Origin of the sequence: Spirosoma sp. KNUC1025 (genome assembly GCF_045160025.1) — a bacterium.
GTDB lineage: Bacteria > Bacteroidota > Bacteroidia > Cytophagales > Spirosomataceae > Spirosoma.
This window is the reverse complement of sequence record NZ_CP087139.1, coordinates 6,421,969-6,438,441: the sequence shown is the minus strand read 5'-3', so window position 1 is coordinate 6,438,441 and position 16,473 is coordinate 6,421,969. Positions and strand designations below refer to the sequence as shown.

The 16,473-nt window shown below is 48.6% G+C and carries 14 protein-coding genes, 1 tRNA gene and 1 pseudogene; 6 read left to right on the top strand and 10 right to left on the bottom strand.

The genetic code is table 11. The annotated features are described in order from the left end of the window. The first annotated feature begins 809 nt into the window (after nt 1–809). Complete coding sequence (locus LN737_RS28230) at nt 810–1,091, top strand: helix-turn-helix transcriptional regulator (RefSeq protein ID WP_405514187.1); 282 nt, start codon at nt 810–812, stop codon at nt 1,089–1,091. 432 nt (nt 1,092–1,523) lie between these two features. Here LN737_RS28230 and LN737_RS28225 read toward each other — a convergent pair. From LN737_RS28225 to LN737_RS28200, 6 genes are all read right to left on the bottom strand, one after another. Next, nucleotides 1,524–1,600: transfer RNA gene (locus tag LN737_RS28225), tRNA-Asp, on the bottom strand. A 169-nt stretch (nt 1,601–1,769) separates the two neighbouring features. Then, on the bottom strand, nt 1,770–2,996 hold the full coding sequence (locus tag LN737_RS28220) for a cellulase family glycosylhydrolase (RefSeq protein ID WP_405514185.1): 1,227 nt from the start codon (nt 2,994–2,996) through the stop codon (nt 1,770–1,772). Nucleotides 2,997–3,073: 77 nt separating this feature from the next. Continuing rightward, nucleotides 3,074–4,081, bottom strand: coding sequence for a family 43 glycosylhydrolase (locus LN737_RS28215; RefSeq protein WP_405514183.1), 1,008 nt, complete (start codon nt 4,079–4,081; stop codon nt 3,074–3,076). 116 nt (nt 4,082–4,197) lie between these two features. Further along, complete coding sequence (locus tag LN737_RS28210; RefSeq protein WP_405514181.1) at nt 4,198–4,692, bottom strand: Fur family transcriptional regulator; 495 nt, start codon at nt 4,690–4,692, stop codon at nt 4,198–4,200. 58 nt (nt 4,693–4,750) lie between these two features. Further along, nucleotides 4,751–5,089, bottom strand: coding sequence for a DUF6686 family protein (locus LN737_RS28205; RefSeq protein WP_405514179.1), 339 nt, complete (start codon nt 5,087–5,089; stop codon nt 4,751–4,753). A gap of 20 nt (nt 5,090–5,109) precedes the next feature. After that, on the bottom strand, nt 5,110–5,445 hold the full coding sequence (locus LN737_RS28200; RefSeq protein WP_405514178.1) for a DUF6686 family protein: 336 nt from the start codon (nt 5,443–5,445) through the stop codon (nt 5,110–5,112). A 435-nt stretch (nt 5,446–5,880) separates the two neighbouring features. On the opposite strand from LN737_RS28200, the gene LN737_RS28195 reads away from it, so the two are divergent. Beyond that, the gene (locus LN737_RS28195; protein WP_405514176.1) at nt 5,881–6,939 is read left to right on the top strand and encodes a M48 family metalloprotease; all 1,059 of its coding nucleotides are present in this window, start codon (nt 5,881–5,883) and stop codon (nt 6,937–6,939) included. Between the two features lie 87 nt (nt 6,940–7,026). On the opposite strand, the gene rocD is transcribed toward LN737_RS28195, so the two are convergent. Then, entirely contained in the window at nt 7,027–8,280 is a 1,254-nt protein-coding gene (rocD, locus tag LN737_RS28190; RefSeq protein ID WP_405514174.1) for an ornithine--oxo-acid transaminase, read from the bottom strand. Nucleotides 8,281–8,396: 116 nt separating this feature from the next. Here rocD and LN737_RS28185 point away from each other — a divergent pair, with 116 nt between their 5' ends. The 3 genes from LN737_RS28185 to LN737_RS28175 all read left to right on the top strand — a co-directional run bounded on the left by LN737_RS28185 (nt 8,397) and on the right by LN737_RS28175 (nt 9,778). After that, a complete protein-coding gene (locus tag LN737_RS28185; RefSeq protein ID WP_405514173.1) occupies nt 8,397–8,627 on the top strand; it encodes a DUF5522 domain-containing protein in 231 nt (76 codons plus the stop codon). After that, complete coding sequence (rpmB, locus tag LN737_RS28180) at nt 8,627–8,866, top strand: 50S ribosomal protein L28 (protein ID WP_405514171.1); 240 nt, start codon at nt 8,627–8,629, stop codon at nt 8,864–8,866. The genes LN737_RS28185 and rpmB overlap by 1 nt, the downstream gene beginning before the upstream one ends. A gap of 189 nt (nt 8,867–9,055) precedes the next feature. Further along, nucleotides 9,056–9,778 carry an RluA family pseudouridine synthase gene (locus LN737_RS28175; protein ID WP_405514169.1) on the top strand — a complete coding sequence of 241 codons (723 nt, stop codon included), beginning with the start codon at nt 9,056–9,058 and terminating at the stop codon, nt 9,776–9,778. A 38-nt stretch (nt 9,779–9,816) separates the two neighbouring features. Here LN737_RS28175 and LN737_RS28170 read toward each other — a convergent pair whose 3' ends face one another. The 3 genes and pseudogenes from LN737_RS28170 to LN737_RS28160 form a co-directional block, all read right to left on the bottom strand. After that, a complete protein-coding gene (locus tag LN737_RS28170; protein ID WP_405514167.1) occupies nt 9,817–12,999 on the bottom strand; it encodes an efflux RND transporter permease subunit in 3,183 nt (1,060 codons plus the stop codon). Between the two features lie 93 nt (nt 13,000–13,092). Beyond that, nucleotides 13,093–14,049: an efflux RND transporter periplasmic adaptor subunit gene (locus LN737_RS28165; RefSeq protein ID WP_405514165.1), complete on the bottom strand. Its 957-nt coding sequence runs from the start codon at nt 14,047–14,049 to the stop codon at nt 13,093–13,095. 115 nt (nt 14,050–14,164) lie between these two features. Beyond that, nucleotides 14,165–15,447: pseudogene (locus LN737_RS28160) on the bottom strand (TolC family protein). Nucleotides 15,448–15,745: 298 nt separating this feature from the next. Here LN737_RS28160 and LN737_RS28155 point away from each other — a divergent pair. After that, nucleotides 15,746–16,429, top strand: coding sequence for a peptidoglycan recognition family protein (locus LN737_RS28155; RefSeq protein WP_405514163.1), 684 nt, complete (start codon nt 15,746–15,748; stop codon nt 16,427–16,429). The last annotated feature ends 44 nt before the right edge of the window (nt 16,430–16,473 follow it).

The following is a 16,473-nucleotide window of genomic DNA, read 5'->3' as shown; positions in this document are numbered from 1 at the left end:
CGTGGACAATTATATTGCTCATTACAGATTTCCTTATGACATTAGCCCTGGAGGTGCTCCTGAAGCTGTTTTAAGATCATAAGACGGGATGCAGCTAAAAGAGCTGCTTGCTTACATAATCATCGAGTAGCCTCACGAAGCGAGTCGACAAAAACAGAACAGCCATGATCAAAGTTCATGGCTGTTCTGTTTTTGTCGACTCGTAGAGAAATGAATGCAATCCTAGGGTTAGTTATAATGCCTCATATTGTAATTTGTCCAGCAGCACACCTCGATGCTATTTCAGTGCATTCTGGCGGGTTTATTTAGTGGACCTTCCCGTCCGAAAAGAGTAAATATACTCAATTCGCATCTGCCATAAACGCTACGGCCATATTGTGGTAAAATTTTGTGAACTGTTAAAGATGAAAAATATTCATATTATTTTTCGTATTTGATTCTGATAGATAGGGTAATCTATTATACGGTACTTAGGAAGCGGATTTTACAGATAAGCCTGCTTACGAATTTTAGCCTCACACTTTTAGGAAGAACTGCTTAGTCTGTATGTACATCTAATTCAAATTACCCGTGATTTCCGCCAAAAAAACCTAAAATTCTGCAGTTCATCGAATAAAGTCCCTACTTCCGTATCGCTCTAGTTAATTTTAAACAACAAATTAGTTCTTAATTAAGTGTTTGTGCACATGCACTTAGCTTATTAACACTAATGTCGATATGAGTGTACCTATGGTCAGTAACGCAGGATTTGGGGAACTGCGGTTAGCTTAATCACTAATGCCCGTAACTTGTACTAACTAATTGAACTAATGACAGATTTAACAATTGATCGGGTTGCTGAGGTTCTTGAAGCCATGGCTCACCCAATGCGAGTGCGAATCCTGGCTACCTTAGCTGGAAAGCACCACATGACTTTAGGAACTTTGGAACAACAGCTAGAAATTAGCTTTCCGGTTCTATCCAGCCACCTAGCTCAATTAAAAGATCAGAACATTCTAACGAGCGAATATCAGGGTAACGAAGTATGCTACTCGCTGGCTGATGCTTCGTTGCAGAAAGTAGCAAGTTTATTACGGGCTAAATATTGCTAACGGATTGTAAGTGATAAGCAATGGGTTGTGTCGCCCAGCTTTTTGTTGATCCTATAAACGTAATGCCCGAGCTATTCAGACGCTAAATAGCCATGTCTATGCTTTGTGGCTATTAGAAACAGAGTTTCATAAGATTGCTTTTTAAGGATTTTTACATGAATATGATTGGCCGATTCTCGGGCTAGAATTGGCAGTGTACGGATAGCTCACTAGCCGTCCATAAGATTTTAATGGTAAGGTGCCCCCGGCAGGTTTTAACTGTCACTCTATGATGAAAACGAGGCCTCGTATACAGTTCCGACTGTGTTACGGGGCCTTTTGTATTTTGGTCAGACAATTGCGAACAAAGCTGTTAGAAGCTTGGAAACCGCGATTAGGTACGTATACTAACAAAAAAGCACTTACCATTTCTGATAAGTGCTTGATTTTCAGTGGCGGTCCGGACGGGGCTCGAACCCGCGACCCCCTGCGTGACAGGCAGGTATTCTAACCAACTGAACTACCGAACCAACTTTTCAATTGCCAGTCAGCGTTGCCGCTTTCTGTAATTGTGGCACAAAAGTAGGCGCTTTCGCTATTCAGTGCAAGGACCCGCCGAAAAAAGTTTCTTCTTATGGTGCCTGACTTCTACGTATGGCTTAATAATCAGGCGCTTCGTTCCGAAAGATTTTTCTAAAGTCAACGTAGTTGGTTCGCTGTGGCTTGCTTTATGGCAGCTACCTCCGCCGGATCGACGGGCGTACCATCTTGTTTAAACACTTCGTGAAACCAAATTGCTGGTTCACGACCGTTTACGTAAGGCTTCTGCCAACTGTCCCACGGTAGAAACGTTTGCGTTTTACCCGCCACAAATCCCCAGTTAATCATGCCAACTTTGGCTTTTTTTGCAATGGGTAAATGGGTCTGAAATTTGCTATTGACACCTCTAGCCATGTATTCCGTACAAATCACAGGGCGGCCAAAGGATTCCAAAGCTGGTATCACCTTTTCCAGATCCTCAGGTTTTGAATACTGGTGAAACGTAATAACGTCAGAATTCTCAAGCTGAATACGTTCGGTAGGCTTCCACTTACCAGAGTCCTGCCAGTCTTCAGGGGTACGATAAACCCAAATGCCTGATGTAAGCGGTTGCGTGGCTCCAGCGGCTCTTGCCCACTGGAATACACGCGGTAACAGATTATTGACTAACGAGACTTTCTGGTCGTCGGGGAGTTCGGTCTTTAGGTGATTTTTGCCGTAGCTGTTTCCGTTGGTGTTGTCGGGTTCGTTCCACATGTCCCAGGCCAAGATGCGTTTATCATCCTTAAAGGCTCCCACAACGCCTTTTACGTAGGCTTCCAGTCGTGGATATTGCGAGGAGTCTTTAAGAGCTGCCGCTCCGGGACTTTGCACCCAGCCCGAATTATGAATGCCTGGCGTTGGCGCATGTTGTTTGCCAAGTTTTGGGGCTGGGTCCCAGCAGGAGTCGAACAGCACTAGCATGGGACGTATTTTATGCTTGTCGCAAATGCTCAGAAACTGATCGAGTCGTTTTTTAAAGCCGGTTGAATCCTGCCAGAGCAGATCATGCAGAAATACGCGCATGGTATTCATTCCAATACCTTCGGCAAGCCCTAGTTCTTTATCAATCGTTTTCGGATCGAAGCTATCGGCCTGAAACATTTCCAGCTCGTTAATGGCATTGGCAGGTATGTAGTTAGCTCCAACCAGAAAGGGTTCTTTTGCGTACCAGGCGTTTGCTTTTTCGGCTGACCATCGCCCCGTTACGGTACTTGACTGATTTGTGGTGTCGCTGGTAGAAACGGCAAGGGAGTCGATTGCCTGCTGCTCATTTTTATTGGCTGATTTACAACCGTTCAGGCTAAGTAAAGCGGCAATAATAGCCGGTAAAATAAATGTCCGCATTTGACTTGGGAGATTAATGGAGAAAAGAATGATAGGAAATAATTGGGTTACTATAGAACTTTGGCCGATACGTTATGCTACTCCTGTGGAACCGGCATGGGTGTTTTCGGGGCAGGTTTGCCAAAATTAGGTGATCCATCGGCGTTCCAGGTAAATGGCTGGATATGCGGGGCTCGTTTATTTCCACAGCCATCCGTAGCTGAAGGGTTAGCGTGGTAAATCATCCAGTCCTGACGGCCATCGGCTGAACGGAAAAAACCACCATGACCCGGAGCCCAGACTCCGTTCTCAGGTGCCTGCGTAAAAACTGGTCCTTTATTTTTAATCCAGTTTTGCGGATCAAGCAAATTTCCCTTGCCATTGTATGTCAACAGCCCCAAGCTGTAATCAAGCCAGCAGGCATTGGCTGAATAAACGATGAATAGCTTATTATCGTGCTGAAGGAATTCCGGTCCTTCGTTGACATAAATTTTAGGGACCTCCCCGTTTTTTTGCCACTCCTGCGGTACGTCGCCGTGTAGTTCCCAAGGCTGATCGGGCTGCGAAATCTTGACACGATCACCGTCTATTGTCCACGGATTTTTTAGTCGGGCAATGAAAATATCCTGACGCCCATTTGTGGCCCCTTCCCAACCCGACCAGGCAGCGTAAAGCTGACCGTTATAGTCAATGACGGACATGTCGATGGCCCAGTGGTTCTCTTTGTCGCCAATCTTACCTTTCATCTCCCACTCGCCCTCCATTGGGTTGGGCGACGTATTTTCAATCACCCAAACACGATGGCTAAGGTTGTTGAGCGAATCGGCTGAGAAGTAGATGTACCATCGATTATTGAACGAGTGAATTTCGGGCGCCCACAACTCCCGTGAATAGGGTTTGCCCGGCGGGGGCGTATAAACAACTTTGCTTTCGGCCGTGGCCAGGTCGGCTATATTCCGGGTTTTCCAAAGAGTCAGGTTACGACCAGTCGTATTCATATAATAATACCAGCCGTCTTTCTGAAGTACCCAGGGGTCTGGGCCGGAATTTTTGATTGGGTTTGTAAACGTACGCTGGGCCAGCAGGGCAGGGGCGAATAGAAACAAGCAAATCAGTAGACTGATGAAAGGCTTTGTTCTGGTAGACAGGATGACCATATACAGATAAAGGGTATATCTGATATAGTAAAGAACAGGATACCGGTTTTTACCCCTTTTCTATTTTATCGATTCGTGATTAGGGTTTCAATCGGTTTGGTTTCGCAGTTCTCATCCGTGCATTGACCATAAAAAACCAGCGAATGAGCGTGTATCTGGAAACTCAGCGCGTTGCCTACGCTCGTCTTGATGAAGTGCAGACGAGGATCGCAGAACTCTTTTACGTGATGACAATAGACGCAGATCAGGTGGGCGTGCTGCTGCCGCCCGAGTGATTTTTCGTAACGACTTTTGACATTGTCTTCGTCGCCAAACTGATGCCGTTGCACCAGGCCGCAATCGACCAGAACGTCTAACGTATTATAGACCGTTGCCCGGCTGACGGGATAGGATTTCTGCTGCATCGACAGGTACAAGTCTTCCGCATCAAAATGGTCGTTTCGTGAATAGACTTCGTCGAGAATGGCAAAACGTTCTGACGATCGACGTAATCCTTTTGCCAGAAGTGACTTCTCCAACTGGATTCGGGCTGTGGCAAGAATTGAGTGAGCTTCGTCCATAATTGATTGACATTTAGAAATGAACTGGTCATTGACCAGTTCATTTGCCTGTGTTGTACTAACCTAACCTATGAGTTGTCTTTAAAATCTGATCGACTTCCTGTATGAGCATCGCTTCGTCCATCAACTGAATAAGCTGATTGATGTCATCATCCGAAAGCATAAGAAAATAATTGCGCATGGGCGTCTTCATCAACCACTCTTTTCCATGGGTCGTGAAGAACGGACGCATAGCCGTTCGATCGACCATTACGTCCCGATAACAGGTAAACTCTTCTTCAGTCAAGATGAACAATGAATTGTTGTAGGCAAGGTTGTATGACTGACAACCAGCACAATACCCGATGTAGCCGTTTGGCGACTGTGATAAGGTTTTCAGATGATGTTGATGGTCCATAGTAAGGGAAGAAGGTTCGGTTAATTGGCCTGATTCTTTAATTGCTGATAAAGGTTCAAACGTCGTAAGGCGTGCAGTAAACCATTGCGCAAGAGACCAAATTCAGTCCTTGATAAGCTGAACTGTATATCAGGATGCCCCGTATTGATAACGAGATATGACTCTCCATTTGGCATGGGCGTACTGCGCTGTTCAAAATCGGCATCATGGAGGGTTCGGCACAAGGCGATGAACTCATCGCGTGTAAAGCCCATCAATAGGTTTTGGAACGTCAGCCCCAACCGTTGGCAATGCTGACAGTGAGCAATACAGAACCGCTCCTGATCGAATAGCAGTGTAGGCTTGCATGGAATCATATGCAGAGGAAATCAAAGGGTTGTTAGAATTTGTGCCTGTGGCTAGTAAACGGTTGAGCGCGCAACTCAATGGGGCAGATTACCAGCGCACAGGGCTTAAGACTTTTAATATGTAGAAGTAAGCATACATTTCTTTATTTAGACTAATTTTAAACAAACATAAAAGCCTAAATTTTTAGACGCAAGAATTTCTTTAAGAAGTTTATCAACTCTGCTGGTTTTCGTCCGAATGGGCAGGCTGGTAAGATTGGAGTAGAAGTTCTGAGGATACCAGTATTTAGGGTTTAAGTTGCTTGTTAGATCCATCATTTGTGGAACGTATTAAAGCGCGTAGTTGCCAAACCGAAACCTTTACTGAAAGCCGGTGACCTCTCACAATGACCGATACCTTTTCATCGTTATTCTGCCGTGTTGAACGATTAACCCAATTTGGTTATGCCAGTGAGAGCGGCTTTCTCCCTACCCATTCTTCTCCTAAGCGCGGCTACGTTTAGCCCGTTGTCAGCCCAGAACAGCGCCCCTGTATTACCGTTCGGGTCAGGTGCATTTATCTGTAGTTATACCGGCGGTAAAGTTGGTCCACAAGTGGTGTGTTCACCTAAAACGACTTCCAATGGCCACGCAGAGCGGGTTGTCGACCGGATTCTAAAGCCTATTGGCCTTGTACGTAATTTCAAGGTAATTGAATGTTCCAATACCGATAACTGCTTCGCAACGGTTCTGAAAGGGCAGCGCTTTATTGTGTATGACGGGGCCTTTATGCAACAAATTGAGGACGAGACCGAAACTGACTGGTCGGCCATCAGTATTATGGCTCATGAAATCGGTCACCATTTGCAGGGTCATACGATTGACGGGCTGGGTGGTCAGCCTCTGAAAGAAATCGAAGCGGATAAATTCTCTGGCTTTGTACTGCATCAACTGGGGGCATCTCTGGATGAATCCCTGGTGGCTGTCAAGGCACTTGGGGATGAGCATGCCACGTCGACTCACCCCGCAAAACCGGCCCGCCTTGAAGCCATTCGGAAAGGTTGGCTGGAAGCTGAAGCCATGTACCCGAAAAGTCGGACATCAATCCGAACGCCTACGGCTGTAGCACCCAAGCCCATTGTTACAAGCAGCGCGCCAGCCGTTACGTCGCGCCCGATATCTGCGCCGAAGGCTCCTGTGAGAGCTACCGTTGGCTGCGTTTCAGGCGATTGTGAAGATGGAACCGGTACGTTTATTTACCCTACTGGCGAACGCTACGTTGGTGAGTTTGAAGAAGGCGATAAGCACGGCGAAGGGGTGGAGTATTATGCTGACGGGAAGGTAAAATACAAAGGTAATTTTCGCGATAACCTTCGGTCAGATTATGGCATGTATTTCTACCGTAACGGCGATAAATACGTAGGTTGGTTTCAGAAAAACGTGCCGAATGGCAAAGGAACCTATTACTTCGCCGATGGGGAACATATGGCCGCTACGTTCAAAAACGGTCAGCCCTTGCCGTAAAAACAGCAGGGGTTCAAAAATCAGTCATAACCGACCATTTTTGAACCCCTGCTACTACAAGCCGTTACGTTCCTGCTGAAAATCGTTTCAGAACGCCAGAATAGTCTTTTCAATAATATCACAGGCTTCGTGCATCTGCTCTTCATTGATAATCAGTGGGGGTGCAAACCGAATTTTATCGCCATGCGTAGGTTTTGTCAGCAGGCCGTTATCCTTCAGTTTCAGGCAGATTTCCCAGGCTGTTTCTTCGCCCAGGTCGGGCCGTTCGGCAATAACAATCGCATTGAGGAGCCCTTTGCCGCGCACGGATTTAACGAGGTCGGTTTTCTGACTCAGCGCTGTCATGCGTGCCCGGAAAACTTCACCCATTGCCGTAGCATTTTCGGCTAGTTTCTCGTCTTCAACCACTTGAAGGGCCTCGACCGTAACGGCACAGGCCAACGGATTTCCACCATAGGTTGAACCGTGTTCACCCGGTTTGATGGTCAGCATGACTTCATCCGACGTGAGAACCGCAGATACGGGCATGGTACCGCCAGAAAGTGCTTTTCCCAGGACCAGTAAATCCGGTTTTATGTTCTCGTGGTCGCAGGCAACCCGCTTGCCGGTACGTCCAATCCCAGTCTGCACTTCGTCGGCGATGAACAGTACGTTGTATTTTGTGCAGAGGTCCCGAACGCCACGCAGGTAGCCCTCATCAGGAACCACTACGCCTGCTTCGCCCTGTATGGGTTCGACCATAAAACCCGCAATATGGGGGTCGCTCTTGAAGGTATCTTCCAGCGCCGAAAGGTCGTTGTACGGAATAATAATGTAACCCGGCAGTAGGGGACCGAAATCGTTGGTGCTGCTTGGGTCAGTCGACGATGAAATGGCGGCTAGCGTACGGCCCCAGAAGTTTCCGGCAGCGTAGACGGTTTTCGCCTGATTTTGTGGGATGCCTTTCACTTTGTAGGCCCATTTTCGGGTCAGCTTCAGCGCAGTTTCGCCCCCTTCAGCGCCAGAGTTCATCATGAGGGCTTTATCGTACCCGAAGTAATCGCAGAGGAATTTTTCGCAAATCCCTGTTTTATCATTGTAGAATGCCCTGGATGTTAGGGTCAGGCGTTGCGCCTGCTGTATCATGGCATGAATGATCCGGGGATGGCAATGGCCCTGACTAACAGCGCTATAAGCTGAAAGAAAATCAAAGTAGCGTTTGTCGTCCACATCCCAGACGAAGATGCCTTCGCCCCGCGACAGCACGACCGGTACAGGATGATAATTGTGGGCGCCGTAATGCCATTCCAGCTGCATGGCCTGATCAGCCGATGAAGTGGACGATGTTGGTTCGAGTATCATAGCGAGAAATGGTTAAAGTAAGTATGTCGACGAAGCACTACTTTTGTCAGCAAACAGGTTGTAACAAAAATGTTTTCTTTCAAAAATACAGTTTCTTATACAGAAGCCCAAAACCGATGCCATCGCAACTTCCTGACAAAAACGAACCCGCTTTAACGGATGAAGATTATTATCTGACCGAGGAGGGCTACCTAGTGTTTACGGAGGCCTATCATCGAAAAAGAGGCTACTGCTGTCAGAATGGGTGTCGGCATTGCCTGTATGGTTTCAAAAAAAGAAAGAATGAGTTGCAGATTATGAATTATTTAGCGAATTTTGCGCCCTCATACGGAAAACGAGTACGGTAATGGCCAGAGTTTGTCAGATCACAGGAAAGCGCACACGCGTCGGAAATAACGTTTCTCACGCTAACAATAAGACTAAACGTAAATTCTTCCCCAACCTTCAGAAGAAGCGGTTCTTTGTGGAATCGACGGGCGAATGGATTACGCTGAAAGTAGCTACGTCAGCTATCAAGACCATCAACAAAAACGGTCTGGAAAAAACAATCCGCAAAGCTTACGAACGCGGTACGTTGTCGGCATAGTCTTTTGCAGATAATTCCATCCTTGAGCCTCTTCCGGTAGGGAGGAGGCTTTTTGTGTTTTCTTTATAGTCGTTGGTCATTTCGCTACGCTGTCATTAGTCATTGGGGATTAGTTGTTAGTACTAGCAGCCAATGATCAATGACAGCGTAGCGAAATGACCAATGACTAACGACCAATGATTTTTAGTGATGAAGCTTAATTTTGAAGACCTCATTGTGTTCGAAAATGAGGATTACATACTGATCAATAAGCCGCCCCATGTGGCTTCGCTGGACGAACGTACGACCGACCGGGGTGGCATAAGCATACTCCGAATGGCCAGGGCGTATCATGCCGATGCTCAACTGGGTCATCGGCTGGATAAGGAAACCTCGGGTATTCTGGCCATTGCTAAAAATCCGGAAGCTTACCGACATCTGGCAATGCAGTTTGAACACCGCGAAGTCACAAAGCGCTACCATGCCGTAACCAATGGTGTGCATGATTTCGACGGTGTGTCGGTTTTTTTGCCGATTTCTCCCGTGAAGGATGGTACGGCTGTTCGGATTGATCGCGAAAAAGGCAAAATTGCCGAAACGATTTTCAATACATTAAAAGCGTTTCGCACCACTACGCTGGTGGAATGTATGCCTATTACGGGACGAATGCACCAGATTCGGGTGCACCTGATGTGCCTGAAAGCGCCGATTGTTAGCGACGCTACGTATGGCGGCAAGCCTGTTTACCTGTCGGAGCTGAAACGCAAGTTCAATCTAAAACAGGATACTGAAGAACTCCCGTTAATTCAGCGCGTCGCATTGCATGCTTACTCCTTAACATTCAGTTTGTTGAATGGTGAGGAGCAGACATTCGTAGCGCCTTATCCGAAAGACTTCAACGTACTGGTCAAGCAATTAGAGAAGTTTTCCTGAAGTAATGAATAATGATTCTTAAAAAACATTACACATTATCAAATCTCCGTTCCTTCCTCAATTGGCTCGGCAATGTGGTGGCCGGTTGAATCCAGCGGGGTTGGACGCGGACGACGGCGGTTGACAAGATAAAACAAAGGAGGAATGATTAACGGTGTGAAAATCAGCGTAGTCGTTAGTCCCCCGATAATGACCGTAGCCAGCGGGCGCTGAACATCGGACCCGATGCCGCTGGAAATAGCCGCTGGAACGAGGCCAATAATGGCCACTACCATGATCGCCATAATGGCCCGAAACTGTTCCTGTGCCGTTTCGATGGTGATTTCCTGCAGCGATTTCGGATTGTTCAGCAGGTTCCGGTTTAAGGCCGACACCAGCAAAACGCCCGCCATTACGGAAATTCCGAAGATTGACACAAAACCGACTCCAGCCGATACGTTGAAGTTATATCCCCGCAACAGGAGCGCCCCAATACCACCCGCCAAAGCAAACAGCAAACACATGAGCGTCAGCAACGTATCGCGAACGTTGCCGTACAGCATAAACAGGAATAGAAATACGACGACAATGGTTAACGGAATGGAAATAGCCAGCTGACCACCGGCCCGTTCCAGGTTTTCGTACTGACCGCCATAGATCACGCTGTAGCCCTCGGGGATCTTTACATGCTGTCGAACTTTCTGACTGATTTCTTTAACAAACCCACCCTGATCGCGGCCCCGGATATTGGTTCTGACCGTAACCATGCGTTTGCCGTTTAGCCGGTAAATGTTCGTTTGTCCCTGCACGTACCGGATGTCGGCCAGTTCACTCATCGGGATCAGCGCACCTGTTGCTGATGGGACCTGTAACAGCCGAATTGCATCGATGCTGCCCCGGCTTTCGGGGGTAAAGCGAACCACAATGTCGTAACGTTTGGCTTCATCGTAAATCGACCCGATGACTTTACCACCAATAGCCGCTTCAATCATATTCTCGATCTCCGATACGTTGATACCATAGCGGGCGGCTGCCGGGCGGTTTATACGTATCGCCAACTGATCCTGAGGGCCTTCCTGCTCAATGTTGACAGATACGGCGCCATTCATGCCCCGAACCAGACTCGCAATACTATCGGCTTTGGCACGCATCAACGACAAATCATTACCAACGATGGATATGGCCAGATCGGCTGCGCTGCCCGTTACGATTTCCATCACCTGGTCGATAATGGGCTGACCTGACGAGAAAAAAGCGCCTGGAAAAGCTTCCTGCAATTCGTTCTGCACCAAACGTACTATGTCTTTCTTTGAAATCGTATCGGACCAGGTACTGTAATCTTTCAATCCAACCAGTATTTCGGTCCGATCGGTCGGGAAGGGGTCGGTGCCATCGTCGTTGCGGCCGGATTGGGTGATAACAAAACTAACCGGTTTGTACTTGCTGATGATGTCGCGGATTTTGGGCGCAATTTTCGCATTTTCCTGAATGGTAATACCCGACGGCATAAACGCCCGCATGAAAATCGAACCTTCGTCAAGTTCGGGTAAAAACTCGGTTCCAAGCTTCAGACCGAAACCGATCATAACCAGTACAACAGCCATTCCAACCCCAACAATCAGGCGGGGAGCCCGAAATAAGGTTGAACGGAGCAGCCACTGATACCCTCGCTCCAGGGGCGACAGCAAAAAGTTTTTGTGCTCTTTCAGCGGTTTGCCATTAGGGGCAAGAGCCTTCCGGAAAGCGAAAGAAATCAGCACGGGAATTAGTGTGAGAGCGCAGATCAACGATCCAATTACGGCAAATGAAAGAGTGAGCGCCATTGGGCTAAACAGCTTTCCTTCAACACGCTGCATCAACAGAATAGGCATATAAGCCAGAATGATGATGGTAACCGAGAAGAAAATTTCCCGCGCGACTTCGCCCGCTGAACGTACCGTTACGTTGACAATTCCCTGATTACGTTCCGCCGGACCAGCGGCCCGGTACCTTCGGATAAGGTGCTCGGCCATAACACTCGCGCCATCGACAATAATCCCAAAATCAATAGCGCCGAGCGACAGCAGATTGGCGGGTATACCCACCAGTTTCATCAGAATAAACGCAAACAGAAGCGAAAACGGAATCGTGACCGTAACGACCAGAGCGGCCCGTAAACTGCCCAGAAACAGAACGAGCAGAATAGCGACAATCGAAATTCCCTCGATGAGTGTATGCGCGACGGTTTCGAGCGAGTGATTGATCAGAAAGCCCCGGTCGTAGAGAATACGCAAATGAACACCTTTGGGCAGTTCGCGGGCTTCGAGGTCCGCAATTTTCTCTTTTAGCAGCTCCAGCACTTCGCTTGGATTTTCACCCCGACGCAGGAGCACAATTCCTTCGGTGGCACCGATTACGTCCAGATTCTCGTCCGGAATCCGATACCCCAGAATACCCGATGGCGAAGGCGGGTTGATTTCTACGCTAGCTACGTCGCTCAGCAAAACAGGCACCCCTTCATTCGCTTTCAGAACGATATGCTGCACATCGTCGGGCGTTTTGAGCGCACCCAGACCGCGTACGGCAAACCCTTGTCCACCACGCGCAATGACATTTCCACCTGTATTCTGGTTGTTTTTCTGAACCGCATCAATGACTTCCTGCAAGGTCAGGTTGTATTTGCGCAGTTTGGCGGGGTCCGGAATCACCTGGTATTGCTTGATCGGACCGCCAAAGGTCGTTACGTCGGCCAGACCAGGTACCTGAAGCAGTTGTGGAATAATCGTCCAGTCCTGCAAATCACGCAGTTGCATGGGCGTCATGCCTGGCGGGGCTTCGATAACGTATCGATAAATCTCACCAACGGCCGTAGTCAGCGGAGCCAGTTCGGGTTCAACGCCGTCGGGCAATTGGGCCCCCGAAAGGCGTTCAATAACCTGCTGACGGGCAAAATAATCCGTTACGGTCTCATCAAAATTCAACTGCACGACCGACAGGCCGAATATGGTTCGGGAGCGACGATCCGTTACGTGTGGTACACTGTTGAGCACCCGTTCGATGGGTATCGTCACCTGCTGCTCTACCTCTTCAGCGGCTCGTCCATCGTATTTGGCGATCACGATGACGTTGGTATCGGCAATATCAGGGTAAGCTTCAATTTTCAGCAATTTGAAGCACCACAACCCCAATCCCATAATGGCCACCGCAAACCCGACTATGACCCAGCGGTTCTTGAGGGAGAATTCTATTAGTTTCTGAATCATATTTTTTAGGCGGAGAGGGAAAGAGGGTGAAAATAGTAACTCGCCTAACTCTTTCTCCCTTTCTTCACCCTCCTCCCTTTTCTACCTTATTGATCAATATCCAAAACTTAACCCCTTCAGTTGTAGTACGTTCGCGATAACAACGGGGTCATTTTCGGTCAGGCCACCCTGAACAACAACGCGGTCGGCCCGTTGCTGGCCAAGCTGTATGGCCCGCCGTTCGATGGCTTTGGGGCCAGTTCTGACGAATACGTAATCACGACCCTGCACAGTTACCACGGCGTCCCGCGAAACGGTCATGAATTTGCCTTCCGTTACGCCAAAAGCTACAGTCGCAAACATCCCGGCTTTAAGTCGGCCGTCGGGGTTAGCTACGGCAATACGTAGTTTTATCTGACGCGTGGTGTTGTCCACATAATCGTTCACGTTGTCGATCCGACCCATAAAACGCTCGTTCGGAAACGCCGTAAAATTGAGCGTGCACACCAAGCCCTGCCGTATACTGCCGAACTGATTTTCGGGAATTTCACACACGACCAGAATTGTGTTGGGGGCGGCACGGCGCAGGGCAACCGGGTCGAAACCGGCCAGTTTGAGCGTAGCTTCATCCGAAATAATGGCAGCTTCTTCATTTGCCAGTTGTGTCTGAGCCTCAATGACTTCTTTGCCCGATGCGGCCCCGTGGGCTTCCAGGTCTTTCACCCGCTCCAGATTACCGCGTTGCGTCTGAATATTAATTCGGTGTTGTAAAATGGCCGTATAATTATCCGACAGACCGGGGTCATCGAACAGCACAAGCCGCTCCGATGGGTTTTCGCCTGAACGTAATACCATCGCGGCTACGTGGCCCGGTGCTGAAAAGTCCGTTCGGATAGGTTCGGAATGGGCCGGTTGCGTAGCGAAAGAACGCATCATCACCGAATCGGGAAAGGAAAGATGAACGCCATCGGCACTGACGGTTGGGCGGGGTACAGACTTCAGCGTAGCCTTCGGTTTTTCTTTACAACCCAAAGCCAGCAGTGTCAGCAGGCATATCGAATAAAATTTCATGAGCTTATTTGTCAGGAACGATGGATATGGAAAAAGGAATAATGAACAGATAATGAATTCGAAATTGGAGACTTATCGGCCAGGTATGCCATTGTTCATTTTACATTTTTCGCTATTAATACGTATTGATCTGGCCCGTTACGTACAGGAGCCTGACGTAATTCTGACGGTAGGCATAAAGCGTTTCATAATAAGCCGTTTGGGTATCATACCACGAGCGCTGCGCTTCGAGCAGGTCGATGAGGGTGGTGGCCCCCGAAGGTAAGCGTAGCGCACAGACGCCAGCACACGGTCGGCATCGCGCCGAATATCCAGATAGCGGTCAATGTTCTCGCGGCTGGTGACGAAAGATTGATAAGCCGTTTCTACTTCCGACCGGATTCGGGCCTGCACCAGCGCGGCCGCATGACCAGCCTGCTCCTGCAATACCCTTGATTTCTGAATTTCGCCCTGATTGCGGCTATAAACGGGTAGCTCGAAGGTTAGAAATACACCTGCATACGGAATTGCATTTTGTGGGTTCCAGATGAAGCCCGCTTCATTCCGTGGCTTGGCCAGCACCTGCTGTAAATCCACATTCCGGCGTGCCGATTCGAGATTTGCCTGCGCTACCTGCACATCCGTTCGGGTAGTCGAAGCGACGCGGAGTAAGCTATCAGCACTGGCATTTACGGTCGGGTGTAAGCGCAAAGGCAATGAAAATGCGGGATTTACGACCGAGTCGTTCAAGGCTACGTTGATGCTGTCGGTGGCGCCCACCACCAGCCGAAGCTCACTCAACCGATTTCGAAGGTCCTGCTGAGCTGTACGGGTCTTGATGTCGTACTGATCCGACAGGAGCTGCGTTCGGGTAAGGTCGGTGCTCGTGATAACCAGATCTTTAAGCCGGACTTTATTCAGCTGTACCAGCGTATCGACATTCGCCTTCGCCCGTTCGAGCAAAGCCAGTTGAACACGCGCATACCAGGCATCGAGATAGCGGTTGGCGGCATCGAAAAGCAAGCCACGTTCTGTTTCGGCGACACTTCTGACGGCCAGATTGGTGTTGGCTTCAGCAAAGCGATTCCGGTAGGTACGCTTGTTATAAATGTCGAACTCTTTGGTGGCCTGTAGCCAGAACTGGCGACGCTGACGGCTCAGCGGCCCAACGGCTTCGGCACCAGGCGTTGGCGTCAATTGAATTAGGGTCTGATTGTTCAGAACCGGATTCGGGCGGAGATTCGCTGTGGTCTGATCGGCCTGAGCCGCGCCGATGTTTAACCGTTCAACACGTAACGCCGGACTATTCTCCCGGACACGCTGAAGCGTCTGGCGCAGTGTCAGTGTTGTCTGTGCAGAAGCGATTCGGCCTAACAGGCAAATGAGCAGGAAAGAACGTAATGAAATTCGAAGAAGCATTCGATAAACATTGGCCTTTGTAAAGCAACAGTATAGTCGCTGTAAAACCGCGAAATTGGATTAAAGGCGGATAAAATGACAATTAAAAAATAGTTAAATGTACTTGTAGTCAATTTGTTGCGTGGTTTATTGGATGGTTTGCTGACGAAGGCAACGCTGACAAACGTACTGGCTTTCAGATCGATGCTACGTATTGTGTATACTGAATGTGATAATTTTCAGGATTTCGTAACGGTAAAAAAGAAAACTATCCGGAATTAAGAAGTTTTTCTTTTTTGCGCGCTCAACGCCATCAATTATGACTTTTGGAGTAAACATATCCCGATATCTCTCCCGAATCATACCCTTCGTTCTGGTCGGTAGCTGTTTGGCCCAGCAACCGGCGATCCGTATTATTGACAAGCCTATTGTTTTCGATGACGAACGCAAGCGGCTTTCACTCGAATACCTGGCCAAGCGGCATGGAATACAGCAGGAAGAACCCTACATTAAACCCCGGATGATTGTGTTGCACTGGACGGCTGTTCCAACACTCGATGCTACGTTCAACCTGTTCAACCCGAGTGTATTGCCCGGCCGGTCAGAGCTTCAAGCCGCCAGTCGGCTGAATACAGCCGTTCCGTATCTGGTTGATCGCGATGGAACCATCTTTCGGCTGCTCCCCGATACTACGTTTGCCCGCCATTGTATTGGCCTGAATTACTGTGCGATTGGTATTGAGAATATTGGTAATAATGACCTGACCGAAGCGCAGATAAAAGCCAATATTCAGTTGGTACGCTACCTGAAAGAACGTTATAAAGACATCGAATACCTGATTGGGCATTACGAGTACAAAGATTTCAGACGCACCGCTCTGTGGAAAGAAACGGACCCAAACTATTTGACGGACAAGGCTGATCCGGGTAAGCCGTTTATGCAGCAGGTGCGAAGCGCTGTTAAAGACTTGCACCTGAAAGGCAGTCCTGGTCAGGGCGATTGATCACAATAGATTTCGGCACAGCCCGGCGGCTAGTTGGGGAGGGT

Bases quoted from the DNA above. Each gene is read 5' to 3' on its own strand.
- LN737_RS28205 (WP_405514179.1), bottom strand. From the start codon at position 5,089: ATGGACCATCAACATCATCTGAAAACCTTATCACAGTCGCCAAACGGC.
- LN737_RS28185 (WP_405514173.1), top strand. From the start codon at position 8,397: ATGCCATCGCAACTTCCTGACAAAAACGAACCCGCTTTAACGGATGAA.
- rpmB (WP_405514171.1), top strand. From the start codon at position 8,627: ATGGCCAGAGTTTGTCAGATCACAGGAAAGCGCACACGCGTCGGAAAT.
- LN737_RS28170 (WP_405514167.1), bottom strand. From the start codon at position 12,999: ATGATTCAGAAACTAATAGAATTCTCCCTCAAGAACCGCTGGGTCATA.
- LN737_RS28220 (WP_405514185.1), bottom strand. From the start codon at position 2,996: ATGCGGACATTTATTTTACCGGCTATTATTGCCGCTTTACTTAGCCTG.
- LN737_RS28230 (WP_405514187.1), top strand. From the start codon at position 810: ATGACAGATTTAACAATTGATCGGGTTGCTGAGGTTCTTGAAGCCATG.
- LN737_RS28210 (WP_405514181.1), bottom strand. From the start codon at position 4,692: ATGGACGAAGCTCACTCAATTCTTGCCACAGCCCGAATCCAGTTGGAG.
- LN737_RS28195 (WP_405514176.1), top strand. From the start codon at position 5,881: ATGCCAGTGAGAGCGGCTTTCTCCCTACCCATTCTTCTCCTAAGCGCG.
- LN737_RS28175 (WP_405514169.1), top strand. From the start codon at position 9,056: ATGAAGCTTAATTTTGAAGACCTCATTGTGTTCGAAAATGAGGATTAC.
- LN737_RS28200 (WP_405514178.1), bottom strand. From the start codon at position 5,445: ATGATTCCATGCAAGCCTACACTGCTATTCGATCAGGAGCGGTTCTGT.
- rocD (WP_405514174.1), bottom strand. From the start codon at position 8,280: ATGATACTCGAACCAACATCGTCCACTTCATCGGCTGATCAGGCCATG.
- LN737_RS28165 (WP_405514165.1), bottom strand. From the start codon at position 14,049: ATGAAATTTTATTCGATATGCCTGCTGACACTGCTGGCTTTGGGTTGT.
- LN737_RS28155 (WP_405514163.1), top strand. From the start codon at position 15,746: ATGACTTTTGGAGTAAACATATCCCGATATCTCTCCCGAATCATACCC.